Genomic DNA, 25605 nt, shown 5'->3' on the forward strand with positions numbered 1-25605 from the left:
ACTATCCCGCACTGTGCACCGTCATGCAAATCGTCCTCTGCAGTCATGTGAGCTCGTGAGACATAGTCACCAACGTGGTGTAACGGGGACAGACGCAATCCTGCCACAGAAATAGCCCGGGTGAGCTAGATTTTTACGCTGCGAGATTGGGTAAGCTGGAAGCGTCCGGACTGCGTGAGGGGAGGGGACGTCATGCACAGGCTGGGGAACAGGATCGCACGGTGGGCCGTGGCACTCGCGGCGATCCTGTGGGTGTGCGCGTGGCCTCCGACGGCATCGGCACACGCCTACGTCGTGCACGCCGACCCGCCCCCCAATGCGGCGTTGGCGAGCGCCCCGGTGACCGTGCAGATCTGGTTCGATGAACCGGTTCAGGCGGTGTTCGACTCCCTCACCGTGACCGGCGAGCAGGGTCAGCGGGTGGACCGCGGTGACGCGCATGTGGATGCCAACGATCCGAAGCACCTCCTGGTCTCCCTCCGGCCGGGGTTGGGACCAGGCCTGTACACGGCGACGTGGCGCGTGGTCTCTGCAGACGGCCATCCGGTGTCCGGTACCATTCCGTTTTCTGTGGGACAGGCAGCGTCGCGCACTCCAGTGACCGCCCAGGGGTATGTGCCCGGCGCGGACATGGTGGCCGTGCGCTGGGGAGAATACCTGGGCCTGTCCGGCGCAGGCGGGCTGCTGCTGTTCTGGTGGCGGGTCGTGCCCGCCCGGCTGCGTGACGCCCTGTGGCGGCGTCTGCACCGGGTTCGCCTGGCAGCGTTGACCGTCTTGACGGTGTCTGTGCTGGCCGACCTGCCATTGCAAGCCCGGCTGGACGCCGGCGTCGGGTGGGCACAGGCGCTCACCCCCGGGGTATGGTGGCCCGTGTTGACCGCGACCCGGTTTGGCCCTCTGTGGGGGATGGGTGCTGCCATGGTGGCGGTGCTGTGGGCCGCCTGGGCGGCGGGACGGCGCCTGGGAGCGGTATGGGTGACCCTGTTGGCCACGGCCGTCTGCATCGCGGCGAAGAGCGCCAGCGGGCACGCCGCAGGAGCCACACTTCCCGCATTGTCGATCCCGCTGGATGCCTTGCACCTTGCCGCGGCGACGCTGTGGATCGGCAGTCTGCTGGGCATGGTCCTGTTGCTGTCCCGGCTGGAACCCGTGGTCGGGGATCGCCACGAGCGGATCAGACTCTACTGGGAGACGATGCGGCGCTTCTCCCCGTGGGGCATTACCAGTGTCTGCGTGCTCGCCGCCACCGGCCTGTACGCCGCCCTGGAAAATATCCCGACGGGGTACGCCTTGGCTCACACCCGTTACGGCCAGACGTTGCTCGTGAAACTCTCCGTGTTCGCCCTGATGCTCGGCCTGGCGGCCTTCCATTGGATACGCGCGCACGGCGCGGGTGTCGGACGGCGACGGAGCATCCAACGCACCCTGGCTGTCGAGCTGTGCTTGGGCGCGGTGGTGTTTGCGATCACGTCCGTGTTGACCAACCTGTCACCCGCCGCCGCGGCGCCCGGGCCGGTGGCGCTGACCCTGACCATCGGAGCCAACGTCGAGGCGACGCTGCGGATCGAACCGAATGTGGTCGGGGACAATGTGTTTGAGGTGGATCTGCGGAACGGGGCGGGTGGGCCGGTGACCAGCGTACAGCAGGTGACCCTCGCGCTCTCGAGCCTCGAAATGGATATGGGGACCAACACCATCCGCCTGAAACCAGCTGGCCCGGGCCGGTACAGAGCGCAGGGGCTGTATCTGACGATGGCAGGCCGATGGCGGGCGCATCTGCATGTGTTGACGGCGGACTTGACGGACTGGGATGCGGATTACCGGTTCGTCACGGGCAACCCGTCGGCATTTTGAGACCTTGAGGAGAGGGATGGTATGATGTTCAGAAAGAGCATGACCGTATGGGCGGCCGCAGGGGCGTTGGCGGCCACCCTGGTGCTGGGCGCACCGGCTGTTTGGGCGCATGTCACGGTATCCCCAAAGACGTCCACCACGGGCGCTTGGGAGAAGTACACCATGCGGGTGCCGACGGAGAAGGATGTCCCGACGGTGAAAGTCGTCCTGAAGGTGCCGGACGGCGTCACCTTCGAGCAGTATGAACCGGTCCCCGGGTGGACGGTCAGCGAAGAGAAGGACGCCTCCGGCAGAGTGACCCGCGTGACGTGGACCGCGACCGGGGCGGGCATCGCGCCCGGGCAATTCCAGGAGTTCTCGTTCGTCGGCCAGAACCCGAAGCAGGCGGGCAGCGTCGCCTGGGACGCCTACCAGTACTACAAGGACGGCAGCATCGTGGAGTGGACGGGACAACCGGGGGCGGATACGCCGCACTCTGTGACGGACATCCTCGCGGCGTCACCTGCCGGTACACAGCCGGCCGCGACGGCAAATGCGACGGGGGCTCCGGCGGCCGGCACGAATGCCGCGGCACCGGCCGCGCCGGCCTCAGGTGCGGCGGATTCACGCGCCGCCGCATGGCCCGGGATCGTCTCCGTGATCGCCCTGGTGCTCTCCGTCATCTCCTTGGGGACTGCGTCGCTCGGCCGCCGGACGAATCGGTGAGCCTCGGGCGGGAAGGCGGGCGTGCGCTGTCACAAATCTGTTGAATGCGGGGTGATGGTGTGCGGACTCGGGCGGGCAAAACGGTGTTTTACGCGTTCGTCGCAGTCCTGGTCTTTGCCATCGCGGCGGCCATCGGCTACATGGTCCGGGAAGGGGGCGGCTCCCTGCCGGTGACGGGACAGGCGTCCGATTTCACGGCGACCAACCTCGATGGAAAACCTGTGCGTTTCAGCAGCCTGGACGGCAAGATCCGGCTGGTGACGTTTTTCTACACGCACTGCCCGGGTCCTTGCCCCTTGACGGCGTACCGATTGGAGCAGGTCCAGAATGACCTCAAACAACAGGGCCTGTTCGGGACCAAGGTCGCCATCGTCTCGGTGACCCTCGACCCGGAACACGACACCCTGCAGGCCATCAAGGACTGGTCTTCCCACTATCACCCGGACTACGACGGGTGGTATTTCCTGCGGCCGGATCCCCAGCAATTGCCCGCCATTCTTAAGGCGTGGGGAGTCTATAAGCAGCAGGTGCCCAATTCGGTGTATATCAACCATACGCTGGTCACCGAGCTCATCGACCAGAACGGGAACATCCGCGCCACCTATCTCGGGGACAATCCAGACCCGAAGAAGGTGGAGCAGGACATCCACAGCCTCATCACGCGTTGGAATTGGCTGTGAGGAGGTTTGGCATGATTCGAAAAGGTGCCGCCCTACTGATGGGACTGGTCGTATTGGGTGGCGGGGGGCTGGTGTACGGATGCGGGCAGGCTGCCCAGCCATCCCAGCCCCAGCCGGCGGCCCAGACCCCGCTGCCCACCGTGCAGATGACGGTCCCCGCGTCAGCAAAGGCAGGGACCTCCCTTTTGTTGCAGGTGCGCGTGACCCGGAATGGATCGCCCGTCAATCAGCTGGACGACATGATGTTCGAGGTCTGGCCAGACAAGCCGAATGCGCAGCACGACCTGATGCACGCGAAGCGCACCGGCGACGGGGTGTATTCCGCTTCGTACACATTTCAGGCGCCCGGAAAGTATTGGGTGATGTATCACGTGATCGATCACGGAAATATGGTCATGACCGCCCCGCAATCCGTGCAGGTAAACTGATCAGCCGCCGGCCGCTCTCGCAAGCAGGGTGAGCAGCAACATGGAGGCGGCGCCGGCCGCGAACCACCCGTGCAGCTTCGGCGCGGACATGCCGTGTTCGCGCAGCATTGGGAGCAGTTCGCTCAAGCAGATGAACAACAGGGCGCCGGCCGAGCCTGCCGACAGGAAGGCCGCGCCGGCCGTATCCCCGGACCCTGCGAAGGTCATGCCCAGGGTGGAACCGAGCAGCGTGCACAGGGACGGGATGCCCAATACCCATTGCGCCCTCGCGATGGAGGATGCTGTCCAACGGGGGTAGGCGGCTTGCAGCGCAACGCCCCAGAGGACCCCCTCCGGCAGTTTGTGGACGACCATGGCGGCCGGGAACAGCCATCTTGCCCACCCCGGCTGTTGAACGGCCACCGTCAGAGCCGAACCCTCGAGAAACGAGTGGAGCGACAGCGCCGCTCCGAGCACCCAGGCGCTGGATACGGTGAATGTGCCTGGCGGTGAGAGCCGTCCTTCACTCGCCGGGGAGACCTCCCTTGGCACTGCGTCCCGCGCGACGACCGGATCGGGCGTCCGGAGCGATGAAGATCGGCGCCAGAAGGCGTGATCCGACCACAGCGTGGCGGCCCACAACAGGCCGACACCAGCCAGCACACACCAGGGCGCCGCCGTTTGCGCCTCCTCCCAGGCGTCTGGCAGGAAGTCGCAGAGCACCGCGATCAACAACACCCCCGCGCCGAACGCAGAAGCAGCCAGGTACCGCGTGGTCTTTTGGCCCGCGGCCTTCATCTGCTCCAAGGCCCTCGGCCGCCACACCCACCGCACCCCCCACCAAATCGCCACTGCGCACAAGACACTGGCCACCCAGCCCCATAGCAATGGAGACATGTTCTGTTCCTCCTTTGAGCGGGTCGTCGGGCGAAATTCCTAGCATCAACGGATGCGGATCCCAGAGGGAAACGGCACGGCGGGCGATTGGCCGGTATGTCGACGCTCAGGGAATTGACCGCCCTCCTGTGGCCGGTTACCATCAGGTTGAGCCGGTTGAATGGTTGTAGGAAGGGGGGCGGCGCGTGGCCGGACAGGTCGTTGCGGCCCAGCGATTCGGTGCTGGTTGGGCCGGCCCATTGTCTCTGGCGTTGGCCGCCAGTATCTGGGGCGGCTTGTACGTGGTCAGTAAAGTAGTGTTGGATGCGGTGCCGCCCTTCGCGTTGGTGTGGATTCGCTACGCCATTGCGGTGTGCGTGCTGTTTGGCTTGGGATGGGCGATGCGCATGCCCATGCGGGTTCCGTGGCGTGATTGGACACGGATGGCGGTGGTCGGCCTGGTGGGATACGCGTTGTCCATCTCCGCTCAGTTCCTCGGGACGTACTGGTCCACGGCGCAGATGGGGGCGGTCATCACGTCGACCACCCCGGCTTTCATGGTGATCTTCGGCCGGATGATGCTCGGAGAACCGGTCACTTGGCGAAAGGGCCTGTCCGTGGTCCTCGCCACGGCCGGCGTTTGGATGATCATCGGGCTCGGCCACCTGGATGCCGGCGTGCGGTTGGGGGGATGGGTCCTGGTCGTGGCGGCCCTCACGTGGGCGTTGATGTCCGTCCTGGTGAAGCGGGTGCCGCCGGCATACCCCTCATGGGTCGTCACGGCCCACGCGATGCTCGCCGCCTGGGTGGTGATGACACCGGCGGCGCTCTGGCAGGGCAGAGGCGTATCGTGGTCCGTTCTGACGCGCCCCGGCATCATCTTGGGCATCCTGTACATCGGCGTGATTTCCACCGCGATCGCGTTCTTCTTGTGGAACTTCGGTTTGCAACGGGTGGACGCGGGAACGGGCGGACTGTATTTTTTCTTTCAACCCTTGACGGGATCGCTATTGGGGTGGTTGTGTCTCGGAGAGCGGGTGGGCATGTCGTTCTGGGCAGGCGCCGCGTTGATCGCCGCCGGTGTGGCGCTGGTGTCACTTGGCCAGCATGACGCCGGCGGTAGCGAGCGCGGCGTACAGGGCGGTCCACCAGGTGAGCCGGTCGAGACCGCGCAACAGTACGATTGAGAACAGGGCGACCAACACCGGTTCCAGGCCCACGATCACTGCGACGGTGGAGATGGGCGAGGTGGCTGCGGCGACGAAAAACAGCAGTACGCCGGCGGCGGACAGGCAGCCTGCGGACCACAGATAGACGTTGAACGTGCGCGTGTACACGCGGATATAGGGGCCGAGACGTCCGGAGGCTGCGAGGACGGCGAGGTAGCTCACGCAAGCCGCGGTCACGTCAAGGGCGGCCGCCAGCGTGGGATCCAATCCTTGGTTCATCCCCAGTTTCCGCAAGAAGTGGCCGCTGCCTTTGAACAGGGCGGCGGCAAGGCCGAGGGACACCCCGAGCGTCAGGAGCGTCCGCTGCGGGTGGCGTTGGCGTTCCCACAGGAGGACGCCGATGCTGGCGAAGATCAGCGCCACCCCCGCGAGGCGCTCGGCGTTCAAGGATTCCTGCAGGAACAGGGCGGCAAGCACCAAGGTGACCATTGTCTCAAGCGTTTCAATCACGACGCCGCGCGTGGCGCCGAGCATCCGGATCGCGCCGTACAACGACATCCGTCCGAGCATCGTGCCGACGATGCCACCAAGGGCGCACAGGCCATACCCCATCCAAGCGCGGGGGGATGATAAAAGGCCTGCATCCGTGTCGTGGGCCACTTTCACAAGGGCGGCGAGGCCCAGCATCAGGCTCCCGACGACCAGGATGGGCAACAGTCCATTGTCATCGCTGTCCAGTTCAGCCTGCCCGCGGTGCAGCAGGACGTAGGAGAGGGAATAGCACACCGCGCACAGGAGCGCTGGCACGACTCCAGTCATACGCAGGTCTCCTTCACCGGGATGGGACAATCACCACCAAATGTATGTCCACAGTTCGGCGCGCATGACCAAAATCGCGATTGGCTGAGCAGCGGTCGCCCGCTCTGGGGGCCGCTTCAATCTTTCAGGTGGGGGGCCACCCGGTCGAGCAGTTCTTTTAGCTGTTGTGCCATCTGGGCGTAAGTCCGCTTGGCCTCCTCGTTGCGGGTCTCCAGCGCGAACATCTCGAGGTCGGCCTGGATTTTTCTTAAATTGGCCGCGACCATGGCCTTTGGCTTGGGCTCCGCGTGCGGGGGATGATCCTGGTACAAATCCACATAGACACAGCCGTTGGAATCCACCTGGGCGAGAAACACGTCGCGAAAGTCCTGTGCGCCCTGTTTGCGCACTTCCTCCAACAGCCATTCCCGGGTAAATCCCGCGTCCCGCAGGGACCGTTCCATGACGTGCCCGTCGATGATCACCAACCGCGGTTCGTGCTCCGGGGTGATGGCGACCCCAGTGTCTTTCGGCGTCAGAGGCTGGACCTCTGATTTTTTCATGACGCTGAGCTTGCCGTTCATCTCCAAGATGGCGTATTCCACGTCCGAGACTTTGAAAACATCTTTCTCCCGCAGCATCAGCATGAGCTCTTCGGTGGACAGATGGCACGCTTTTAGGTTCCGCTCGAGAATCTTCCCTCGTTGAATGACCACTGTCGGGCGACCGTCCAAAAATACCCTCGCACGGTAGGATTTTCTCTGTAACAGGGCGATCAGCAAGGACAGCACACACCACAGCAATAGACTCACCACGGCGTGCCGTGTCTTCACCTGGTCGAGCGACCAGCTGGCGGCGATGTTGCCGATGGTGATGCCGACGATGTAATCGAAAAAACTCAGCTGCGCCACTTGGCGTTTGCCCAGCACGCGCGCGACGACAAACAACACGATGAAGGCGATCACGGACTGGTACAACACTTCGTGCGTCGTGGGCATGGAGACACTCCGTTCCCTGACAGGCTCACACCCGGAGAGTATGACCTCGCATGGATTCTCCTATTCGTGGTGCATCAACATATAGCATTTCACGGAAATCCAACCACTAGTTTTGTATTTTCTTCTCTCAAACCCCATGTTACGATTTTGTACACGCGCCCGTCCGCTGTGGACGGACGCCAACTTCAGCCGAATCCGGACGGATGTCCGGTACGGGGGACTGTGTTTTTTGGGGTGAATGCCGCAAGGCTAGGGCGACCTCTGGCCCAAACCCGTCAACTAACCCCGGAGGCGTAAGGAGGAATCGAATTGACCGCAACAGGCATGCGCAGGCTTATCGCATCGGCCGCACTGGCTTTCGCAACGCTGGCATCTATCGCCGCACCGGCGGCGTCCGCTTCGACGGGCTCCAGCGCGGTCGTCACGCAGAGCGCGTCTTTGCCGCCGGGCGTCACCTACGATGCCTCCGTGCGCCCGTTGGCGAAACCGTCCGCTTCCCGGCAGGCGAAGGTCAATGCCGTCCTGCAGGTGGCCGAGAGCAAGTTGGGGACGCCGTACGTGTGGGGTCACAATGAGGACCGCGGACAGTACGGATTTGACTGCTCGAACTTCACGGCGTACGTGTATCATCACGCGCTTGGCTACAAGATGAGCACTTCATCGCGCACGCAGGCGAAGTCGGTGGGAAGGCAGGTGCCCGTATCCCAGATGCAGCCGGGTGATCTCCTCATCTTCAACAACGGATCGCACGTCGGCATCTATGCCGGCAATGGCCGCATGATCCAGGAGGGCGGCGGCCTGGGCAAGGTTGGATACCTGTCCGTCGCTCCGGGCTCCTATTGGGGCAAGCACCTCACCGCCGTCAAGCGAATGTTCTGACCTAGGCTTATCCGTGGAAGAAGGCGACCCATCGGAGAATCCGCGCGCCTCATCCCCGGTTCCGCTGCCGCATGGTTAAGTTGGGTGAGTGTCCGTGGCGCGCCAGGGCTGTCCGCGATATGCTGAAGCAGACAATCGAATCCGGTGATGGAGCTCACCGTACAAGCGCCCATTCGAGGATGATGGCTCCTGTGGATCTATGGATTGATGCCACAGGGGCCGTTTTGCTGTACAGACGCCGGCACCGGTGCGTCCGCCTGATTTTGCGCCCAAACCGCGTTGGGGATTTGTCCATCAGGGATGTCCGCCTTGGACAGACGTTTGCGCCCCTCATACGGTATCTCACCGTCCCATGAGACGGGGAGATCGAAAAGGAGGGGTCTGTCTTGTTCAGTTTGGCCGGAGCGGATCTGGTGCGGTTTCTGTTCGCTGTCGCCGCCCTGCTGGCAGCCGCTCACGTGCTCGGTTACATCGCCGAACGTCTGGCGATCCCGCGCGTCATCGGTGAAGTCTCGGCGGGGCTCCTGCTGGGTCCCACTGCGCTCGGCACCTGGTTTCCCAACGCATTTCACGCGCTGTTCCTCGGGTTTCCTTCCGAGGGAACCTTGTTTGGCTTCCTCTCGCAACTCGGGTTGATTCTGCTCATGTTTCACTCGGGCCTCAAGTTTCAGGCGCGCTTCGAAGCGTCTGACGTCAAGATCGGAGCGGCCCTCATCGGGGCGTCCACCGTCCTGCCCTTCCTCGCAGGCTGGTTGTTGACCATGGTCTGGGACCCTGCGCCATTCCTCGGCCCGGCGCATCAGCTCACCGCGTTGAAGATCGTGATCGCCATCTCCATCGCAGTCACGTCCATCCCGGTCATCTCCAAAATCTTCGCTGACCTCGGGATCCTGCACTCCCGGTTCGCCAAGGTGATTGTGGCCGTAGCGGGGGTGCACGACATCCTCCTGTGGGTGGCCTTGGCGGTGGCCTCGAGCCTCGTCAGCAGCCACGGCCAGGTGGATGCGGGCGTCCTGCTCAAGAGCCTCGGTGTCACATTCGGTTTTCTCGCGGCCTGCACCCTGGTGGTGCCCTGGATGTTGCGCCGGGTGACCTCTCGGCGGGCCAACATCCTCTTCCGGGCGTCTTTTCTCGGCTACTTCCTGCTCATCCTCCTGCTGCTCTCCGACATCGCGGGGTATCTGAAGGTCGACGTGATGTACGGGGCGCTTCTCGCCGGCGTGGCGACAAAGCTCACCCTGCCGGAGCGTCTGCGGGAACGGGTGGAGGCGAGCACGCGCGACATCTCGTTCTCGCTGTTCATCCCGGTGTATTTTGCGGTCGTCGGTCTGCAGTTGGACCTGGCGCACCAGTTCAGCGTGGGATTCTTCCTGCTGTACGTCCTGTTCGCCACTGCGACGCAGACCTTGGTGGTGTACACCACGTCCCGGGCCATCCGGTGCGATCGACTGACGAGCCTCAATCTCGCCGCAGCGATGAACGCCCGCGGAGGGCCTGGCATCGTCCTCTCCACGGTCGCGTATTCCCTCGGGATCATCAACCAGAACTTCTTTGCCATCCTGGTGATGCTGGCGCTGGTGACCTCGTGGATGGCCGGATCGTGGCTCCGCATGGTCATTCGGCGCGGTAAGCGGCTGATGCCAGGCGACGAGCACCTCGTCATCCAGCGTACCACCTCGGAGGCTGTGGACTGGGTGCCGGGGGTGGAGACGGGGCAGCATTGACGCAAGCCCGGGCTGGCGCAGGGGAAAGCTAAAGAGAGACTTTGGGCAGGAAGCGGGGATGCGGCCGATGCGCAGGAAACGGTACCACATCAAACCGCAGGAGCTGTTGATGACGGGTGCGCCCACCCTGGAGGGATTCGACATCCCGATCAACGAGGACGACGCGAAGCGCATCGACCGACTGGTCGATCTGTATGAGCGCCACATCATGACGCATCTGGATGAAGAGTATACCCGCAAGACCACCTGGTCCGACCGGCTGGCGGACCGCATCGCGCGGTTCGGCGGGAGTTGGACCTTCATTCTGTGCTTCGCGGCCTTTTTGGCCCTGTGGATGACCTGGAACACCGTCCGTTTTCTGCCGCATTTCGACGAGCCGCCGTTCATTCTGCTCAACCTGATCCTGTCGTTCATCGCCGCATTCCAGGCGCCCGTCATCATGATGAGCCAGAACCGGCAGGCGGCCCGCGACAAGCACGAGTCTGTCATCGACTTCGCGATCAATTACAAGGCCGAGCAGGAGATCGACGACATGCAGAGCCATCTGCACCGAATCGAGGGGCGGCTGTTCGAGCTGGAGCTGTTGCTGCGCGTCATCAAAAACCGGTTGGATGCGAAATGAAGCCGGTGACGCCGATGGAACCGAAGGCGGCGGATCGGCCGCCGGGCGGGGCGGAGTGGATCGCGCAGGTGAAGTGGGACGGCGTTCGCGTTTTGGTGTACCGGGACGACGACGGCGTGCGGCTGTACAACCGGCACCGGCGGGAGCGGACGTGGCATTACCCGGAGTTACTCGACGTGGGGTCGTATTGTGCGGCGTCTTCGGTGATCCTCGACGGGGAGGTCGTCGCCCTCGGGATCGACGGCAAACCGGATTTTCACGAGGTCATGCGCCGGGACGGGGTTCGTCGGCGCGAACGCGTGGCGGCGGTGCAGCGCGCTGTCCCGGTGTTTTACATGGTGTTCGACATTCTCTACTGCGACGGGTCCTGGGTGACCGATCGGCCGTTGGATGAGCGTCTCGAACTGTTGCGCCGAGTGGTCCGGCCCACCGCTCACGTCCGTTGGGTCGACGATCACGCGGATGGCGCCGAGCTCTTTGAACGGACTCGGGTGCTTGGGCTGGAGGGCATCGTATGCAAGCGCCGGGATGCCCCTTACCGGGTGGGAGAGAAGCGGGGAGATTGGCTCAAGGTCAAACACGTTCACGACCTGAACGCCGTGATCGGCGGCTACACGCTCGGGGAGGACGGCGGAATGGGCGCGGTTCTACTCGGCGTGTACGACAAGGCCGGGCGTCTTTGGTACGTCGGACACACCGGCAGCGGCCGCCTCTCGTGCGCGGAGTGGCGAGCCTTGGCCGAAGTGCTTCGCCCGTTGCGCACCCCGGATGTGCCGTTTTTTCACCGTCCTGGGCGATACGCCGGCGCTCGATGGGTACGTCCGCAGGTCGCTGTGCGTGTCACGTACAGCACCTGGACGCCCGGTCGCTCGCTCCGCCATCCGGTCCTGCAGGCGGTGCTGGATGTCCCGGCCGAGGCGTGCGTATGGCCGCAGGACGCCCCCATACCGCAGGATGGCGCCCGATAGACACCGGATGCACCGAAACGGCCACAGGGCCCCGTTGTATAGCGGGGCCCTGGTCGCGCACGTGATGGCGCGGGATACGACGTGGCCGAAGCTGTGCTCTCCCGACCGCGCCATGGCAACCGTTGAATGCAGACCGGTCAGTGAAAGTCGATGTCGATCCGCTTGCCGATTTGGGTCTTCGCCTTCGGAATGGTGATCTCGAGGACGCCGTTTCGATAGGTGGCCTTGGCCTGGTCCTCCTCTACGGCGGCGGGGAGCGGGACTGTACGGGAGAACTGGCCGTAGAACCGCTCGGCTCGATGGATGTTCTCCCGCTTCTCCTCGTACGTCCGATGGATTTCGCCGCTGAGGTGGAGATGGCGGTCGTGGATGACGATATTGACGTCCTCCTTGCGCTCCAGGCCCGGGATCTCGGCGGTCACAATGACGTCGGTCGGCGTCTCACGCACATCGACGCGCGGCATGTTGCCGATGCGGAACCAGTCGTTGTCGAACAGTTGGCCCAGCGCCGGCCACGACGTTAAGCCGTTCTCGCGCCGGAAGATCCCCAGCGGATCGTAAGGAATGAGCGGCATGGAACAACCTCCTCCCGTGGATGTCTGCGCGCTTTAGGATGCGCTGCCGGGCGGAGATTATGTCACGGCGGGCGCGGAATGGCGCATCGGCTGGCGTACCGCAGCGGGCACGGCGGTTCGTCAAAAGCAAGAGGCGACCGGACCCAGGGTCCGGCCGCCTCGCCGCGATGGATGCTGTGGTTACATGTCCATATCGCCCATGCCGGCACCGGCAGGCGCCTTTTCCTTCTCCGGCTTGTCCGCAACGACCGCCTCGGTGGTCAGGAACATCGCCGCCACGCTGGCCGCGTTCTGCAGCGCCGAGCGGGTCACCTTCGCCGGGTCGACGATGCCGGCCTTGATCATGTCCACCCACTCGCCGGTCGCCGCATTGAAGCCCTGGCCCACCGGCTCCTTCTTCAGCCGTTCGACAATGACCGAGCCCTCGACGCCCGCGTTCTCCGCGATCTGGCGCACCGGAGCCTCGAGCGCCTTGCGTACCAGGTTGACGCCCGTCAGCTCGTCGCCCGTCGCCTGCACCTTGTCCAGCGCCGGGATGATGTTGACCAGCGCCGTGCCGCCGCCCGGCACCAGGCCCTCCTCGACCGCCGCACGGGTCGCGTTCAGCGCGTCCTCGATGCGCAGCTTCTTCTCCTTCAGCTCCGTCTCCGTCGCGGCGCCGACCTTGATGACCGCCACGCCGCCCGCCAGCTTCGCCAGCCGCTCCTGCAGCTTCTCGCGGTCGAAGTCGGACGTGGTCTCCTCAATCTGCGCCTTGATCTGGTTGATGCGCCCCTGGATCTCCTTCTTGTCGCCCGCGCCGTCGACGATGATGGTGTTCTCCTTGCTCACGCGCACCTGACGAGCGCGGCCGAGCTGGTGGATGTCGGTGTTCTTGAGCTCAAGGCCCAGCTCCTCGGAGATGACCTGGCCGCCGGTGAGGATGGCGATGTCCTGCAGCATGGCCTTGCGCCGGTCGCCGAAGCCAGGCGCCTTGACCGCCACTGCCGTGAACGTGCCGCGCAGCTTGTTGACCACCAGGGTCGCCAGCGCCTCGCCCTCCATGTCCTCCGCGATGACGAGCAGCGGCCGGCCGGTTTTCACCACCCGCTCCAAGACGGGCAGCAGGTCGTTGATGCTGCTGATCTTTTTATCGGTGATGAGGAGGTAAGGCTCTTCGAGCACGGCCTCCATCTTGTCCGTGTCGGTGACCATGTACGGCGAGATGTAGCCGCGGTCAAACTGCATGCCTTCAACGACCTCGAGCTCCGTGGTGAAGCCCTTGGACTCCTCGACCGTGATGACGCCGTCCTTGCCGACCTTCTCCATCGCGTCGGCAATCAGGACGCCGATGTCTTGGTCGCCCGCGGAGATGGCCGCCACCTGGGCGATGTTCTCGCGGCCCTCGACGGGCTTGGAGATGCGCTTGATCTCCTCGACCGCCGCGTTCACAGCCTTCTCGATGCCCTTGCGCAGGATCATCGGGTTGGCGCCGGCCGCCACGTTCTTCAAGCCCTCGCGGATCATCGCCTGCGCCAGCACGGTCGCCGTGGTGGTACCGTCACCCGCGACGTCGTTGGTCTTCGTCGCGACCTCCTTCACCAGCTGAGCGCCCATCTTCTCGTACGGATCCTCCAGCTCGATCTCCTTGGCGATGGTCACACCGTCGTTGGTGATGAGCGGAGACCCGAACTTCTTCTCCAACACCACGTTACGGCCCTTCGGACCAAGCGTCACTTTCACCGCGTCGGCGAGCGCGTCGACACCGCGCAGCATCGCTCGGCGTGCTTCTTCGCTAAACTTGATCTGTTTGGCCATGTCCTACCGCCTCCTGAGGAAACGTTGTGTCCAATGACCTGGGGATGGCATGAGATGCAAAGCGCCTGTCACTTTTCGACGACGGCGAGCAGGTCGCTCTCCCGGAGGATCAAGAGCTCTTCACCGTCCACCTTGACCTCGGTACCGGCATACTTGGAGTAAATCACCCGGTCACCGACCTTGACCTCGAGGGGCACCCGCTTTCCGTCCTCGACGCGGCCGGGGCCAACGGCGATGACCTCACCTTCCTGCGGCTTTTCCTTCGCCGTGTCCGGCAGCACGATGCCGCTGGCGGTCTTCTCTTCGCGCGCCACCGCGCGCACCACCACGCGATCCGCCAGAGGTTTCAAGGTCGTCTTGGTCCCCACCGTGCTCATGTCCGTACCTCCTTATACAGATTGTTAGCACTCGAATGCCTTGAGTGCTAATATCCGATTCCCATCATAGCCACGCGTACATTCGCTTTCAAGTTGAGAGATTTCAAGCGCCCAGGAATATCGCCATGAAATGGTGCGCATGCGGGGAAAGATCGCCGAAATCGGCCGGCAACCGGACTTCATGGGTTCAAATGCCACATTTCAGTACGGGGATCCGGGATCGCGCACATGGACCGCCGGCAACCGCACCTGCGAGGCGCACCCAAGCCTGGATTGATCTACGGGAGGAACTCAGTATAATCGTGCCAAAATCGGATTTGCAGGAAAGGTTGGAGAACGGCATGCGGATGCAAGCGACCACCTATCTGCTCGTTTGCGACCACCACCGGACGTTCACCGCACTGAACCGTTTCCTGCCGCGGCAACACCGGTTCGAAGGGGAGTATTCACTGCTGCACAACCGTCACGCTGGGGACCACTATTTCCTGTCCAAATTTCTGTTGGCACACCGGGAGCATCCTGTGCGCCTGGTGGGCAGCGACGGAGACAGCTATTACGAGGTTCTGCACGCGTACCAACGGTTTATGGAGGACGACATCCCGAAGTATGTGGAGCAGTGCCAACGGGCGGAACAGGAAGCGGAAAACCGCCTGTTGGCCGAGCGCCATGCTGGTCAGTTGCAGTTGTTTGTCGTAAAACACTGGATTCAACAGGAGTGGGAGGAGGTTCGTCAGGCAACGGCGCACTCGGAGCTGGAGACGTATGTGTTGCTCGGGAAGGACTGGGCATTTCGCCGATCAGTGGACGCCATCAACCGGGTGGCAGGGCAGGTCGGTGGCAGGGAGGGGTGACGCGGCGCGCACCACCCCCGGCCACAGGATGCCACAAGTGTCTCGGTCAGAATCCGCTGTACTGGGGTTCCTCCTGTTCCAGCTGCTGAACACGCTGCTCCAGCGTGTCGACCAAGGTTTTGGTCTGGTTGGCCGCGTCGGTGTACAACTGCTTCGCCTGCTGGTTTTGCGTCTGCAGGGCGAACTGTTCAAAGCTGGCTTGCGCGCTCTTCAATCCGGCGAGGGTCTGTTTGACCTGACTGGCAACTGTCACGCGGGATTCCCCCTTGTTATAGGTTCTCCCGGCCGCGGCGTGACCCGCCGCAGCCGAAGTACGATGTTGATTATGTGACCAGCGCTGGGACCCTATGCGCATGCGTGGCATCCATCGCTCGCCATCATATGGGCAGGGCGAATACCGCTTCCAGGCGGTCATTTGTCTCATACGGTGAAGCATGCCGCAGCGTAGGCATGCGGCACGAGCCAAGTGTGGGGGGAGGCGAGTGTCCATGTACAGCGGAACGTTTGGCTGCTACACCTGTTGGGCGGTGGTGTTCCTGATCATCTTCGTGCTGTTCTTCCTGCTGGTCCCGGGTTACGGTTACGGTTATTCCACGACCTGCACCACCACGCCTGTTGTGTATTGAGGGGCAAATGACGGGGACCGGTTCACGTTCCTGTGAGCCGGTCCCCGCGGGCTGTTCATGGATGCCGTTCGGCTGTCGAGCCTTCACACCCGCGGCAGGGTGCCAGACAGGTGCTGCTCTGCGAACGCAACCAACCGCTTTGTGATCTCTCCTCCCACCGAACCGTTTTCGCGGGAAGACGTGTCCGCACCCAACTGGACCCCGAATTCTGCAGCGATCTCGTACTTCATCTGCTCCAGGGCGTCCTTCGCTTGCGGTATCAACTTTTGATTGCGGTTGTTCGGCATAACGGACCTCCTCGCTGGGATGGTGGATTTCTCAGTCGGTATTGTCTTCCTCAGCGGGCGTCGTTATGCAGAGGCTGCCGATGTTTCCCGGCCCGACGAATCTTCGCGGGTCGGCTCTTCAGGCGTATGTCATCGCGCATCGCGTTCAGGATGCAGTGAGCGATAGCCGCGTGACCTGCGTCGTTCGGATGGATGGGGCGGCGGATGGGCGAGAACAGGTCGTCCAACTGCCCGCTGCGGTATCCGTCGATCCATTCGGCCTCATGGCCGGAGAACGCCCTATGGACGTCGGCCAAGGCAAACCCATGCGCCTTCGCCTGTGCGCAGATGATGTCGTTGAGCTGGTCGATCCCGGCGGACGCCAGCGGCGAGTGCGGTACTGGATTATAGATCGTGCACAGAACCACCCGGGGGATCCCGGAGCGGGCCAAGAGCCTGCACAAGGGCCCGAAGGCCTGCGCGAATGCGTGGATGCGCCGAGTCACATGGTCCGGCGAGATCGTCGACAGAGGCGGGGGCAGGTACTGCCGTCGCAACAGCTTGCGCAGGTCGTTGCCGCCGATCATCACCGTGGCGAAACTCGCGCGCGCCCAGATGCCGCTCGGCACGGCCGACGCCGCTGCCAACAGGCGTTGAGCGGTCCACAGATGCTGGGCGACCACCAAGCGCCCCGCCGCCCATCCTTGCCGCGCGGCATGCCGGTGGACAATTGCGGCATACGTCCGCTCCGGGTGCGAGGCGTTGTAACCGTATGTGATGGAATCTCCGAGCGCCAGGTACACGTCCCGTGGCATGACCACCCCTCCGGAATCAGTACATGCCAAAGGTGCCGAACCGGGCACCACAGTCGCACAAACGGCCTCAGGGAAGCCACCGGGATGGCGTCAATCCCCCTCAGTGGCAGTCGCGGCCTCGAGACGGGGGCCTCCTTGCTGAAGCAGGTACATCTTATGGTAGAGGCCACCCAATGACAGCAGTTCCTGATGGGTACCTTCCTCGACGATGCGGCCGCGGTGGAGGACCAAAATGCGGTCCGCGTCTTGAATCGTCGACAAACGGTGCGCGATGGCGAGCGTGGTCCGGCCCCGCCGCATCCTTGCGAGCGCCGATTGGATGGCCTCCTCTGTCTCCGTGTCGATGCTCGCCGTGGCCTCGTCGAGCACGAGGATAAGCGGGTCCCCAGCCATCGTGCGGGCGAAGGACAACAGTTGGCGTTGCCCGGCAGAGAAGGTCGCTCCCCGCTCCCCGACCGCCGTCCGGTAGCCTTCGGGGAGGCGTTCGATGAACGGGTGCGCCTGCACGAAGCGGGCGGCAGCCACCGCGTCCGCCTCGCTGACTTCGGGGCGGTGGAGGCGGATGTTCTCCATGACGTCGCCCGTGAACAAAAACGGATCCTGCAGGACGAGTCCCACCTTGCGCCGCAGCTCCTCGTCCGAAAAGGTCTCCAGGGGCCAGCCGTCGATGGTGATACGTCCGTGCTCCAGCGGGTAGAACCGCATCAACAGGTTGACGATGCTGCTCTTGCCCGAGCCCGTGTGGCCCACCAGCGCCACCGTCTGGCCGGGCCGTACTTCGAACGAGATGCCGTCCAGCACGTCCGTCTCGCCGTCATACGAAAAGCGGACGTTCTCGAACCGGATGTGCCCCCGCGTGATGCGGGGTGTGCCATCCCCGGTCTTGCCGGGGGCAAAGGACGCGTCGTCGAGCAGGTCAAACACCCGCTTGGCAGAGACGATGGCCTGTTGAAACAGATTCAGGCGCATCATCATCTGATTCACCGGTTCGAAAAACCGGTCGAGATAGTTGACGAAGACGTAGAGTACGCCGACTTCGACCGGGCCCGTGAGGGACTGAAGTCCGAACCAGGTCAGCACCAGCATCAGCGCTGCCGTGTAGATGAGGTCTACGAGCGGACGAAGGAGCCATCCATTGAGCCGGATGGTCTGCAGACGGGCGAGAAAGTGCGCCTGATTGATCTCGGCAAACACCCGGCGCATCCTTTCCTCCTGGCCGAGGGCCTGGATCACGTGCATGCCCTGCAGGGACTCGCTCAGCCGGGTGTTCAACTGGCTCAGCCATTCGCGCGTCCGTTGAAACACCGGACCGCTCAGACGTCCGTACACCGCCATCGCCAGGCCGATGATCGGCGCGAGCAGCAGGCAGAACGCGGCCAGGCGCGCGTCCAGCGCGAACATCGACACGAAGATGCCGGCTAACAATACCGTATTCTGGACGAATGTGGACAGAACGCTGACGAACAGGTCTTTGACCGCCTCGGTGTCGTTGGTGATGCGAGAGATCAGGGCGCCTGCCGGCGTGCGGTCGAAGAAGCTGAGCCCCAGCCCTTGCACGTGATGAAAGACGTCCACCCTCAGCTGCTGCACGATGCGCAGCGCCACGGTCTGGAACAACACGAGCTGCAGGTAGTTGAGGACCACCGTGGCGGTGAGCAGAGCCAGGTATCCTCCGCCGAGGGCCGCCAGCGGCCCGGCCGGAAACCGGCGCGGTGTCAAATAGTCGTCGATAAACACCTTCATCAGGACTGGGTTGATGACGTCGGCGGCCGTCGCCAACCCGAGCAGCGTCAATGCGATGGCCAAGGTCTTCCGATGCGGCTTCGCATAAGCCAGCAGACGCCGGAGTACCGGGCCGGAGCGGGCAGCCGTCCGCATGCCAGCCGCCGACGGGCGGCCGTCCGTTGTCACGCTCACCATGGATGCCCTCCCTCCTCGACCAGCGCCTCCAGCTGTTGATGGGCGTAGGTCTGCGCGTACCAGCCGCCTGTCGCGAGCAGATCCTCATGCCGGCCCATCTCCCGGATGCGTCCGCCCTCGAGCACCACAATCAGGTCGGCATGCTGAACGGCGCTCAACCGGTGGGCGGCGATCACGGTGGTCCGACCCGCCCGGTTCTCCCTGAGCGCAGCCAGGATGCGCGCCTCGGTGCGCGCGTCCACCGCTGACAGGGCGTCGTCCAAGACGAGGATCTCGGCGTCCATCAGCAGAGCGCGGGCGATGGAGATGCGCTGTTTCTGTCCGCCGGAGAGTGTCACGCCCCGCTCGCCGACCAGGGTGTCGTAACCGCCCGGGAATCGCCGAATATCGGCGTCCACGTCGGCCATCTGCGCGGCAGCGACAATTTCGTCCCGACCGGCCTGCGGTCTGGCAAAGGCGATGTTTTCCGCGATGATGGCGGAGAAGAGAAAGTGGTCCTGCGGCACGTAGGCGATGCTGCGGCGCAGGGCACGCAGCGTGACCTGGTAGATGGAGCGCTCGCCGATGGCGATGTCGCCCGCTTCCACGTCGAACTCGCGCAGGAGCAGCCGCAGCAGGGTCGTCTTGCCGCTGCCGGTGCGCCCGACGACGCCGAGCGTGGCGCCGCGGGGCAGGTGGAACCGGACGTCCGACAGGGCGGGGGTCGCCGCACCGGGATACGTGAAGCGCTCGATGCGAACCTCCAGATCTCCTGCGGGCGGGGTGTCGGCGGCGTCCGGGTGATCCCGGATGTCGACGGGCTCTTCCAGCAGTCGCCGAACGCGATCGTAGGAGGCGCGGCCGCGCTCCACGATGTTGATGAGGGACCCGAAGGCGAGCATCGGCCAGATCAGTTGGCCGAGGTACATCGTGAACGCTGTCAAACCACCGATGGTCAGTCCGCCGCGCACCACCAAGACCGCCCCGACCGCGACCGCGAGGAAGTAGGACAGCCCCACGATGAGCTGAATGGTCGGGTCAAACAGCGCGTCGATGCGGGCGACCGCCACGTTCCTTGCGACCACTTCCTCGGAAAGTTCCGCAAACGCACGCCGTTCTGCCTCCTCCTTGCCGAAGGCTTTGATGACGCGGACGCCGCTGATGTTCTCCTGGACCTTGCCGTTGAGGTCCGAAAAGGCCGCTTGCGCCAATAAAAACCGGTCGTGCAAGAGCAAGCCGTAGCGGCTCGTGGCCCAGGCCATCAACGGCATCGGGATCAACACCACAAGCGTCAATTTCCAACTCATCGTGAACGCCATGGTGCCGACGACCAGGGCGCCCGTGGTGATGGAGTCCGTCAACGTGAGGATGCCGTCGCCGGCGGTCTGTTCGATGGCCTGGATGTCATTGGTGGCGTGCGCCATCAGATCCCCGACGCGATGCTGCTGATAAAAACGGGGGGACAATTGGGAATAGTGAAGATAGAGTCGATCGCGCAGCAAGCGGGCCAGCCGCGCCGCAGACCAGTAGAGCATCCGGCGCCACACTTGGCGCAGCGCGTACACCACCAGGGCGATGGCCAACAACAGCGCCAAGTCGCGGAACAAGATGGACCCCCGGATGCGCTGGTGGCTGATGTCGTCGACCAGCCCGCCGACGATGCGCGGCGGGATCAGGTTCAGCACCGCCACACCCGCCAGGATGGAGATCCCGAGCAGATAGCGGTGCCATTCCTGCCGGAAGAACCAGGCCAAATCGAGAAAAATCCGCAAAACGACCCTCCTAGCGCGCCAATTGCAGCAGCGCTTGCTGCAATTCGTTCCACTCCGCCTCGTCCGGGATATTGGTCAGGTACTCCCGCCCGTCCGCACCGCGGATCACCTTGAGCAGCGCGTACCGTTCCTCTTCCTCCAGGCTCACCGCCAGCACATACTGGCGATCCCCGACCGTCAGCCGATCGGACACAAAAAAGGTGTGCACCTGCCCGTGTTCGTCCTGCAACAGGATTTCCTGCGGCGCGGCGCAACCGCACGCATCTTTTCCACATCCGCAAGCCATGGGATCGTCTCCTCTCTCGATTCCTTCTTATCTTACAACAAACGCGGGAGGCCTGGCGAGCCGGGCCGGTCAGGCTCGGGATGCGGAGGGGTGGCGCCGGATGGTGTGCAGGTAGAGGGCGACACCGGTCAATACCAACAGTCCGCCCACCACCTGGGGCCAGCGCACGGGTTCGCGGAGCAAGAGTGCCGCCAGCACGATAGCGCCCACCGGCTCGCCGAGGGCCGTCACCGAGATGGTCGCCGCTTCGACGAATCGCAGCAGCCAGTTGAAGAGGGCGTGACCGAACAGGGTGGGGATGACGGCGAGGAGGACGAACCATCCCCAGTCCTGGGCGGGATAGCCGGTCAGCGGGATCCCGGCCCCTGCGGAGGCGAGGCTCAGGACCAGCGCAGCCACGGAGAACACGACCAGGTTGTAGACGACCGAGGGGAGGCGGGATCGAACTGCTTGGCCGACCAGGAGGTAACCCGAGATCGCGACGGTGCCCAAGAGGGACAGGAGGTCTCCGTACAAGGCACCTCCGGCTTGGTATCGATCCCCGAGCGGGATGAGCGCACTTCCCGCCATGGCCACGGCGACGCCCCACCAGCCCATGGGCGGCGTGCGCTCCCCGAATGCCCAAAAGGCGCCTATCATGACGAACAGCGGCTGGAGCGCCGTGATGATCATGGAGCTGGCCACCGACGTGGTGTGCAGGGATCCGATCCAAAACAGAAAGTGAAGGCCGAGAAATCCTCCGGAAGCGAGGAGCAGGCCCCAGTCCCGCGAGGACAACGTGGCGAAGGCGTGGCGCTGCCGCCAGGCGGCGGGCGACAAAAGCAAGGCGGACAGCCACAGGCGCCAGGCGCCGATGACGGGCGCGGGGGCGCTGCACCATTTAATGAAGATGGCCGAGAAGGAGATGGCGATCACGCCTGCGGCGAGGAGCACGGCGGGAGGGACAGGTGCCGTCTCCCGCGCCGCGATTCCAGAGGCGCCGGATGCGCACGTCTGCCGCACTTCGTTCGTCACCCGGATCCCCTCCCATCCTTGCGGAGTTGGCTTCAGTATAGCGCAAGCCCGGCCGCCATCCCATGGGAAGGCGGCCGGGCCGATTCAGCGGAGGCCCGGGTGTTGAAAAGGGATCGTTCAGTGCTTCAACGCGTCGAACACCGGTACGACCGAACCGTGATAGTGCTGTTCGATGAACTGCCGCACCGTGTCTGACTGCAGCGCTGTGTCGAGCTTCTGGATGGCCGGCTTATTTTCGTCTCCCTTGCGCACGACGACCACGTTGGCGTAGGTCTTCGCTGCCAGGGAGTCCGCCGATTCCTTGGCCAGCGCCTTGTCGACGGTCAGTCCGGCCTGCACGGCGTAGTTGCCGTTGATCACCGCGTAATCGACGTCCTTGAGGTGGCGCGGGATAGACGCCGCATCCAGCTCGACGATCTGCACGTGGTGCGGATTCGCCGTGATGTCCTGCTTGGTCTCATCGATGGTCAGCGGCTGTTTGAGCGAGATCACCCCGGCGTTCTGGAGCAGCAGCAGGGCGCGCGCCTCGTTGGTGGTGTCGTTGGGCACCGCGATCTTCGCGCCGTCCGGGATATTCGACAGCGATGTGCTGCGGCCGGGATACAGGCCGAGCGGCTCGAAGTGCACGGACACGGTGGGCACCAGGTCTGTGTGGTTTTGCTGATTGTATTCTGTCAGATATGGAACGTGTTGGAAAAAGTTCGCGTCCAGGCTGCCCTCCGCCAATGCCCGGTTGGGCTGAACATAATCTTGGAATTCGACCACCTGCAGGTCGATGCCTTCCTTGGCCAACACCGGCTTCACAGCGTTCAGGATCTCGGCGTGCGGGACGGGGCTTGCGCCGACCTTGAGCACGACAGGTTCCGCGGACGTGCCCGTCGGATGGTTGGCGGCCGACGGCGTCTTTGACGGGGATGCGCCGCAACCGGCGACGAGGGCGGTGGAGGCCAGCAAAGCAGCGGCCCAGCGAACGATGGATGCACGTGGCATGATGAAAACTCCTCCCTGTGTTGTCGTCTGAGGTGTCGTGCGGCCTCCTGGTGTCCCGCGTGTCCCGGACGGGCCATGAAAAAGCCCCCGTTCCCAGAACGAGGGCGATGCAAGCCTAACGCCTCTCATCTCTCGGAAACACCAGGGTTCCGCAGGAGTTAGCACCGTGCGCAACGCCGGTGGCGCGCGCCGGTTGCCGGGCTTCATCGGGCCAGTCCCTCGACCTTCTCTCGATAAGAGCGAAACTTCACGTATGCATTTGTGTGTCCGGGCCGGGCCCGATGGCCCGAACCGGTTGCCGCGCGGCGTACGTTGTCTCATCCTAGCGGTGAGCCGGACGTTTGTCAATAGCCGTACGAGACTTTACACGGGTGGTTGACAAGCCGGTCCCCAGGCGCTAAGCTAGCGTCCGAGACAATTCCATCAGCGGGATCTCATCCAGAGCGGCTGAGGGACAGGCCCAATGAAGCCCAGCAACCGGCCTCGAGTCGGTGCCAATTCCTGCGGACCCCTGTGTCCGAGAGATGAGAGAAGAGCCGCGTGGACGCGCCCTTCTCGGGCGCTTTTCTGTTTCGCGCGCCCTTCCTGGGCGCGTTTTTACTGGGCGGTTCCCGAGGACCCAATCGTCCACCGCATGGGGAGGGCAACCATGTTCGCGATAGAGCTGGAGTCCATTCACAAGGTGTATCAAACCGGCCGCCAGTCCGTGCACGCGCTGCGGGGGGTGACGCTGCGCGTGGAGGAAGGGCAGGTGTACGGCATCATCGGCCAGTCGGGCGCAGGCAAGAGCACGCTCCTGCGCTGCATCAACCTGTTGGAACGTCCCACGGAGGGCACCGTCACCGTGGCAGGCAAGCGCCTGACCGACCTGCCGGCCCGGGCCCTTCAGCGGGAACGGGCCCGCATCGGGATGATCTTTCAGCACTTTCACCTGCTGCAATCGGCCACCGTCGCCGACAACGTCGCCTTCCCCCTGCGGTTGGCGGGGGTGGCGCGCAGACAGGCCCGGGCCCGGGTGGGGGAACTGCTGGAGTTGGTCGGCCTCGGCGGATATGAGCACAAGTATCCCGCGCAGCTCTCCGGCGGCCAGAAGCAACGGGTCGCCATCGCCAGGGCGCTGGCCAACGACCCGGCCGTCCTATTGTGCGACGAGGCGACCAGCGCCCTGGACCCCAACACGACCCGTGCCATCCTCGACCTTTTGCTCGACATCCAACGCCGCCTCGGCTTGACCATTGTCATGGTGACCCACGAGATGGCGGTCGTCCAGCGGGTGTGCGACCGCGTGGCGGTGATGGATCGCGGGCAGGTGGTGGAGGAAGGGCCGCTGACCGAGGTGTTCGTCTCTCCGCGCCACGCGGTCACCCGTTCCCTACTGGAAGCGGATGACCCGGAAGCGGGTCAGGTCCGTCCGCGGTCCGGAGGCACGGTGGCGCGTATCGTCTGTGCGGGCGCCGCCGCGGAAGGGCCGTTCCTGCAGGAGGCGGCGACGCACACGTCGACTCGGTTCAGCATCCTCCACGGGAAGGTGGATGCCGTCAAGGATCAGCCGTACGCGCGCTTGACCGTGGAGTGGCTGGGGGAACCGATGCAGGTGCGTGACGCGCTCCAGTGGCTCCGCCGGCGCGGCTGCCGCGTGGACGTCTGGGACGAGGAGGGATGGCGCTGTGCTCTCTGACATCGTCTGGCCGGAGATCTGGCAGGCCACCGGGGCCACCTTGTACATGGTCGGGGTGGGGACCCTGTTGTCTACGTTGATCGGCCTGCCCATCGGCGTGTTGCTGGTGCTGTTCTCGCCGCACCATCTGTTGGCCAACCGCCCCGTGTACCAAGTGCTGTCGCTCATCGTCAACGTGCTGCGGTCGGTGCCGTTCATCATCCTGATGATCGCGCTCATTCCGTTTACGGAGTGGGTGATGGGCACCTCCATCGGCACCAATGCCGCCATCGTGCCGCTGGTGGTCGGCGCCGCGCCGTTTTACGCACGCCTCGCCGAGACCGCCCTGCGGGAGGTCGATCCAGGGGTGATTGAGGCCGCGCAGGCGATGGGGGCGTCCACGTGGCAGATCGTGTGGTGGGTGCTCCTGCCGGAGGCGAGGGCCGGGGTCCTGTCCGGCATCGTGATCACGGCGGTTGCGCTGGTGAGCTATTCGGCGATGGCGGGTGTGATCGGCGGCGGCGGGTTGGGTGACCTGGCGGTGCGCTACGGGTACGACCGCTTCCAAACGGACGTGATGTTGGTTACCATTGTGGTGATGATGGTATTGGTACAAGTGATGCAGGGCATCGGCGATTGGTGGGTCGCCCGGCTGTCCCGGCGGGGAGGTTGATGGGGTGTTCACGCATATCGTGTTTTTCAAGTTGAAGGATCCGCGTCCGGAGACGGCGGAGCGCCTTCGCCAGCAAATCCTCGACATGCAGGGCAAGATCCCCGAGCTCAAGTCCATTGAGGCCGGCGTCGACGTGCTCCATGAGGCGCGCTCGTATGATCTCGCGCTCATCGCCCGGTTCGATTCGCTGGCGGACATGCAGGCCTATCAGGTACACCCGGTGCATCAGGCGCTGTTGTCCGAGCTGAAGAAGGAGGTGGCCGGGTCGGCGGCCGTCGATTTCGAGTCGTAAGGGACCGGTCGGGACCCGCGCCGCGAAAAGGGGCG

Annotated in this window: 28 protein-coding genes and 4 riboswitches; of the genes, 14 read left to right on the plus strand and 14 right to left on the minus strand. The window is 64.1% G+C overall.

Annotation, left to right across the window (positions count from 1 at the left end; genetic code table 11):
* Positions 1 to 192: 192 nt before the first annotated feature.
* From N687_RS0100365 to N687_RS21785, 4 genes are read left to right on the plus strand one after another with little or no spacing between them, the layout of a single operon-like run.
* Positions 193 to 1854, plus strand: coding sequence for a copper resistance protein CopC (locus N687_RS0100365; protein WP_029419976.1), 1662 nt, complete (start codon positions 193 to 195; stop codon positions 1852 to 1854).
* 21 nt (positions 1855 to 1875) lie between these two features.
* Positions 1876 to 2559 carry a YcnI family protein gene (locus N687_RS0100370; RefSeq protein ID WP_051662820.1) on the plus strand — a complete coding sequence of 228 codons (684 nt, stop codon included), beginning with the start codon at positions 1876 to 1878 and terminating at the stop codon, positions 2557 to 2559.
* 59 nt (positions 2560 to 2618) lie between these two features.
* Positions 2619 to 3239: an SCO family protein gene (locus N687_RS0100375; protein ID WP_197029172.1), complete on the plus strand. Its 621-nt coding sequence runs from the start codon at positions 2619 to 2621 to the stop codon at positions 3237 to 3239.
* 11 nt (positions 3240 to 3250) lie between these two features.
* Positions 3251 to 3667 (plus strand): FixH family protein, encoded by a 417-nt coding sequence (locus N687_RS21785; RefSeq protein WP_029419979.1) that lies wholly within the window; start codon positions 3251 to 3253, stop codon positions 3665 to 3667.
* Here N687_RS21785 and N687_RS0100385 read toward each other — a convergent pair whose 3' ends face one another.
* Positions 3668 to 4543 carry a ZIP family metal transporter gene (locus N687_RS0100385; protein WP_029419980.1) on the minus strand — a complete coding sequence of 292 codons (876 nt, stop codon included), beginning with the start codon at positions 4541 to 4543 and terminating at the stop codon, positions 3668 to 3670.
* Between the two features lie 185 nt (positions 4544 to 4728).
* Between N687_RS0100385 and N687_RS22695 the strand changes: the two genes are divergently transcribed.
* On the plus strand, positions 4729 to 5709 hold the full coding sequence (locus N687_RS22695) for a DMT family transporter (RefSeq protein WP_029419981.1): 981 nt from the start codon (positions 4729 to 4731) through the stop codon (positions 5707 to 5709).
* On the opposite strand, the gene N687_RS0100395 is transcribed toward N687_RS22695, so the two are convergent.
* Together N687_RS0100395 and N687_RS0100400 are read right to left on the minus strand one after the other, a co-directional pair.
* Positions 5617 to 6510: a DMT family transporter gene (locus N687_RS0100395; protein ID WP_029419982.1), complete on the minus strand. Its 894-nt coding sequence runs from the start codon at positions 6508 to 6510 to the stop codon at positions 5617 to 5619. The two genes, N687_RS22695 and N687_RS0100395, sit on opposite strands and share 93 nt — an antisense overlap.
* A 116-nt stretch (positions 6511 to 6626) precedes the next feature.
* The gene (locus tag N687_RS0100400; protein ID WP_029419983.1) at positions 6627 to 7487 is read right to left on the minus strand and encodes a DUF421 domain-containing protein; all 861 of its coding nucleotides are present in this window, start codon (positions 7485 to 7487) and stop codon (positions 6627 to 6629) included.
* A gap of 177 nt (positions 7488 to 7664) precedes the next feature.
* Positions 7665 to 7795, plus strand: a riboswitch (cyclic di-AMP (ydaO/yuaA leader).
* A gap of 1 nt (position 7796) precedes the next feature.
* Here N687_RS0100400 and N687_RS0100405 point away from each other — a divergent pair.
* From N687_RS0100405 to N687_RS0100420, 4 genes are all read left to right on the plus strand, one after another.
* Positions 7797 to 8366: a C40 family peptidase gene (locus N687_RS0100405; RefSeq protein ID WP_231493356.1), complete on the plus strand. Its 570-nt coding sequence runs from the start codon at positions 7797 to 7799 to the stop codon at positions 8364 to 8366.
* Positions 8367 to 8500: 134 nt separating this feature from the next.
* A riboswitch (Fluoride riboswitch) is annotated at positions 8501 to 8565 on the plus strand.
* A 187-nt stretch (positions 8566 to 8752) separates the two neighbouring features.
* Positions 8753 to 10090, plus strand: a complete 1338-nt coding sequence (locus tag N687_RS0100410; RefSeq protein ID WP_035461956.1) for a cation:proton antiporter — start codon at positions 8753 to 8755, stop codon at positions 10088 to 10090.
* A 67-nt stretch (positions 10091 to 10157) separates the two neighbouring features.
* Positions 10158 to 10712, plus strand: coding sequence for a DUF1003 domain-containing protein (locus tag N687_RS0100415; protein ID WP_029419986.1), 555 nt, complete (start codon positions 10158 to 10160; stop codon positions 10710 to 10712).
* Positions 10709 to 11680 (plus strand): ATP-dependent DNA ligase, encoded by a 972-nt coding sequence (locus N687_RS0100420; protein WP_035461957.1) that lies wholly within the window; start codon positions 10709 to 10711, stop codon positions 11678 to 11680. Before N687_RS0100415 ends, N687_RS0100420 begins: the two co-directional genes overlap by 4 nt.
* Before the next feature lie 137 nt (positions 11681 to 11817).
* On the opposite strand, the gene N687_RS0100425 is transcribed toward N687_RS0100420, so the two are convergent.
* The 3 genes from N687_RS0100425 to groES all read right to left on the minus strand — a co-directional run bounded on the left by N687_RS0100425 (position 11818) and on the right by groES (position 14429).
* Positions 11818 to 12255 carry an Hsp20/alpha crystallin family protein gene (locus tag N687_RS0100425; RefSeq protein WP_029419988.1) on the minus strand — a complete coding sequence of 146 codons (438 nt, stop codon included), beginning with the start codon at positions 12253 to 12255 and terminating at the stop codon, positions 11818 to 11820.
* Between the two features lie 180 nt (positions 12256 to 12435).
* Positions 12436 to 14052, minus strand: coding sequence for a chaperonin GroEL (groL, locus tag N687_RS0100430; protein ID WP_029419989.1), 1617 nt, complete (start codon positions 14050 to 14052; stop codon positions 12436 to 12438).
* Between the two features lie 68 nt (positions 14053 to 14120).
* Positions 14121 to 14429, minus strand: coding sequence for a co-chaperone GroES (groES, locus tag N687_RS0100435; protein WP_029419990.1), 309 nt, complete (start codon positions 14427 to 14429; stop codon positions 14121 to 14123).
* A gap of 302 nt (positions 14430 to 14731) precedes the next feature.
* Between groES and N687_RS0100445 the strand changes: the two genes are divergently transcribed.
* Complete coding sequence (locus N687_RS0100445) at positions 14732 to 15280, plus strand: hypothetical protein (protein ID WP_029419991.1); 549 nt, start codon at positions 14732 to 14734, stop codon at positions 15278 to 15280.
* Between the two features lie 46 nt (positions 15281 to 15326).
* On the opposite strand, the gene N687_RS0100450 is transcribed toward N687_RS0100445, so the two are convergent.
* Positions 15327 to 15533: a DUF1657 domain-containing protein gene (locus N687_RS0100450; RefSeq protein ID WP_029419992.1), complete on the minus strand. Its 207-nt coding sequence runs from the start codon at positions 15531 to 15533 to the stop codon at positions 15327 to 15329.
* A 235-nt stretch (positions 15534 to 15768) separates the two neighbouring features.
* Here N687_RS0100450 and N687_RS24270 point away from each other — a divergent pair, with 235 nt between their 5' ends.
* Positions 15769 to 15906, plus strand: a complete 138-nt coding sequence (locus N687_RS24270) for a hypothetical protein (RefSeq protein WP_197029173.1) — start codon at positions 15769 to 15771, stop codon at positions 15904 to 15906.
* 83 nt (positions 15907 to 15989) lie between these two features.
* On the opposite strand, the gene N687_RS0100460 is transcribed toward N687_RS24270, so the two are convergent.
* From N687_RS0100460 to N687_RS0100490, 7 genes are all read right to left on the minus strand, one after another.
* Positions 15990 to 16193, minus strand: a complete 204-nt coding sequence (locus N687_RS0100460; RefSeq protein ID WP_029419993.1) for an alpha/beta-type small acid-soluble spore protein — start codon at positions 16191 to 16193, stop codon at positions 15990 to 15992.
* A 50-nt stretch (positions 16194 to 16243) separates the two neighbouring features.
* Complete coding sequence (locus N687_RS21795) at positions 16244 to 16987, minus strand: SGNH/GDSL hydrolase family protein (RefSeq protein ID WP_029419994.1); 744 nt, start codon at positions 16985 to 16987, stop codon at positions 16244 to 16246.
* Between the two features lie 90 nt (positions 16988 to 17077).
* Positions 17078 to 18865: an ABC transporter ATP-binding protein gene (locus N687_RS0100470; protein ID WP_029419995.1), complete on the minus strand. Its 1788-nt coding sequence runs from the start codon at positions 18863 to 18865 to the stop codon at positions 17078 to 17080.
* A gap of 35 nt (positions 18866 to 18900) precedes the next feature.
* Positions 18901 to 20658 (minus strand): ABC transporter transmembrane domain-containing protein, encoded by a 1758-nt coding sequence (locus tag N687_RS0100475; RefSeq protein WP_029419996.1) that lies wholly within the window; start codon positions 20656 to 20658, stop codon positions 18901 to 18903.
* A 10-nt stretch (positions 20659 to 20668) separates the two neighbouring features.
* Positions 20669 to 20944, minus strand: coding sequence for a DUF1292 domain-containing protein (locus N687_RS0100480; RefSeq protein ID WP_029419997.1), 276 nt, complete (start codon positions 20942 to 20944; stop codon positions 20669 to 20671).
* 69 nt (positions 20945 to 21013) lie between these two features.
* Entirely contained in the window at positions 21014 to 21958 is a 945-nt protein-coding gene (locus N687_RS0100485) for a DMT family transporter (RefSeq protein WP_231493357.1), read from the minus strand.
* Between the two features lie 117 nt (positions 21959 to 22075).
* A complete protein-coding gene (locus N687_RS0100490) occupies positions 22076 to 22948 on the minus strand; it encodes a MetQ/NlpA family ABC transporter substrate-binding protein (RefSeq protein ID WP_029419999.1) in 873 nt (290 codons plus the stop codon).
* Positions 22949 to 23070: 122 nt separating this feature from the next.
* Positions 23071 to 23188: riboswitch (SAM riboswitch) on the minus strand.
* Between the two features lie 191 nt (positions 23189 to 23379).
* Positions 23380 to 23479: riboswitch (SAM riboswitch) on the plus strand.
* A 118-nt stretch (positions 23480 to 23597) separates the two neighbouring features.
* Here N687_RS0100490 and N687_RS0100495 point away from each other — a divergent pair.
* From N687_RS0100495 to N687_RS0100505, 3 genes are read left to right on the plus strand one after another with little or no spacing between them, the layout of a single operon-like run.
* Positions 23598 to 24626 carry a methionine ABC transporter ATP-binding protein gene (locus tag N687_RS0100495; RefSeq protein WP_029420000.1) on the plus strand — a complete coding sequence of 343 codons (1029 nt, stop codon included), beginning with the start codon at positions 23598 to 23600 and terminating at the stop codon, positions 24624 to 24626.
* Between the two features lie 46 nt (positions 24627 to 24672).
* Positions 24673 to 25278 (plus strand): methionine ABC transporter permease, encoded by a 606-nt coding sequence (locus N687_RS0100500; protein ID WP_081841612.1) that lies wholly within the window; start codon positions 24673 to 24675, stop codon positions 25276 to 25278.
* Between the two features lie 4 nt (positions 25279 to 25282).
* Positions 25283 to 25570, plus strand: a complete 288-nt coding sequence (locus N687_RS0100505; RefSeq protein WP_029420002.1) for a Dabb family protein — start codon at positions 25283 to 25285, stop codon at positions 25568 to 25570.
* Positions 25571 to 25605 lie beyond the last annotated feature (35 nt).

This window comes from Alicyclobacillus macrosporangiidus CPP55, from assembly GCF_000702485.1.
Lineage (GTDB): Bacteria > Bacillota > Bacilli > Alicyclobacillales > Alicyclobacillaceae > Alicyclobacillus_H > Alicyclobacillus_H macrosporangiidus_B.

What these genes read in the sequence shown, in the direction of transcription:
- N687_RS0100365 (WP_029419976.1), top strand. Translation starts at nt 193, where the DNA reads ATGCACAGGCTGGGGAACAGGATCGCACGGTGGGCCGTGGCACTCGCG.
- N687_RS0100370 (WP_051662820.1), top strand. Translation starts at nt 1,876, where the DNA reads ATGATGTTCAGAAAGAGCATGACCGTATGGGCGGCCGCAGGGGCGTTG.
- N687_RS21785 (WP_029419979.1), top strand. Translation starts at nt 3,251, where the DNA reads ATGATTCGAAAAGGTGCCGCCCTACTGATGGGACTGGTCGTATTGGGT.
- N687_RS0100385 (WP_029419980.1), bottom strand. Translation starts at nt 4,543, where the DNA reads ATGTCTCCATTGCTATGGGGCTGGGTGGCCAGTGTCTTGTGCGCAGTG.
- N687_RS0100395 (WP_029419982.1), bottom strand. Translation starts at nt 6,510, where the DNA reads ATGACTGGAGTCGTGCCAGCGCTCCTGTGCGCGGTGTGCTATTCCCTC.
- N687_RS0100400 (WP_029419983.1), bottom strand. Translation starts at nt 7,487, where the DNA reads ATGCCCACGACGCACGAAGTGTTGTACCAGTCCGTGATCGCCTTCATC.
- N687_RS0100415 (WP_029419986.1), top strand. Translation starts at nt 10,158, where the DNA reads ATGCGCAGGAAACGGTACCACATCAAACCGCAGGAGCTGTTGATGACG.
- N687_RS0100420 (WP_035461957.1), top strand. Translation starts at nt 10,709, where the DNA reads ATGAAGCCGGTGACGCCGATGGAACCGAAGGCGGCGGATCGGCCGCCG.
- N687_RS0100425 (WP_029419988.1), bottom strand. Translation starts at nt 12,255, where the DNA reads ATGCCGCTCATTCCTTACGATCCGCTGGGGATCTTCCGGCGCGAGAAC.
- groL (WP_029419989.1), bottom strand. Translation starts at nt 14,052, where the DNA reads ATGGCCAAACAGATCAAGTTTAGCGAAGAAGCACGCCGAGCGATGCTG.
- groES (WP_029419990.1), bottom strand. Translation starts at nt 14,429, where the DNA reads ATGAGCACGGTGGGGACCAAGACGACCTTGAAACCTCTGGCGGATCGC.
- N687_RS24270 (WP_197029173.1), top strand. Translation starts at nt 15,769, where the DNA reads ATGTACAGCGGAACGTTTGGCTGCTACACCTGTTGGGCGGTGGTGTTC.
- N687_RS0100460 (WP_029419993.1), bottom strand. Translation starts at nt 16,193, where the DNA reads ATGCCGAACAACCGCAATCAAAAGTTGATACCGCAAGCGAAGGACGCC.
- N687_RS21795 (WP_029419994.1), bottom strand. Translation starts at nt 16,987, where the DNA reads ATGCCACGGGACGTGTACCTGGCGCTCGGAGATTCCATCACATACGGT.
- N687_RS0100470 (WP_029419995.1), bottom strand. Translation starts at nt 18,865, where the DNA reads ATGCGGACGGCTGCCCGCTCCGGCCCGGTACTCCGGCGTCTGCTGGCT.
- N687_RS0100480 (WP_029419997.1), bottom strand. Translation starts at nt 20,944, where the DNA reads ATGGCTTGCGGATGTGGAAAAGATGCGTGCGGTTGCGCCGCGCCGCAG.
- N687_RS0100490 (WP_029419999.1), bottom strand. Translation starts at nt 22,948, where the DNA reads ATGCCACGTGCATCCATCGTTCGCTGGGCCGCTGCTTTGCTGGCCTCC.
- N687_RS0100495 (WP_029420000.1), top strand. Translation starts at nt 23,598, where the DNA reads ATGTTCGCGATAGAGCTGGAGTCCATTCACAAGGTGTATCAAACCGGC.
- N687_RS0100500 (WP_081841612.1), top strand. Translation starts at nt 24,673, where the DNA reads ATGGTCGGGGTGGGGACCCTGTTGTCTACGTTGATCGGCCTGCCCATC.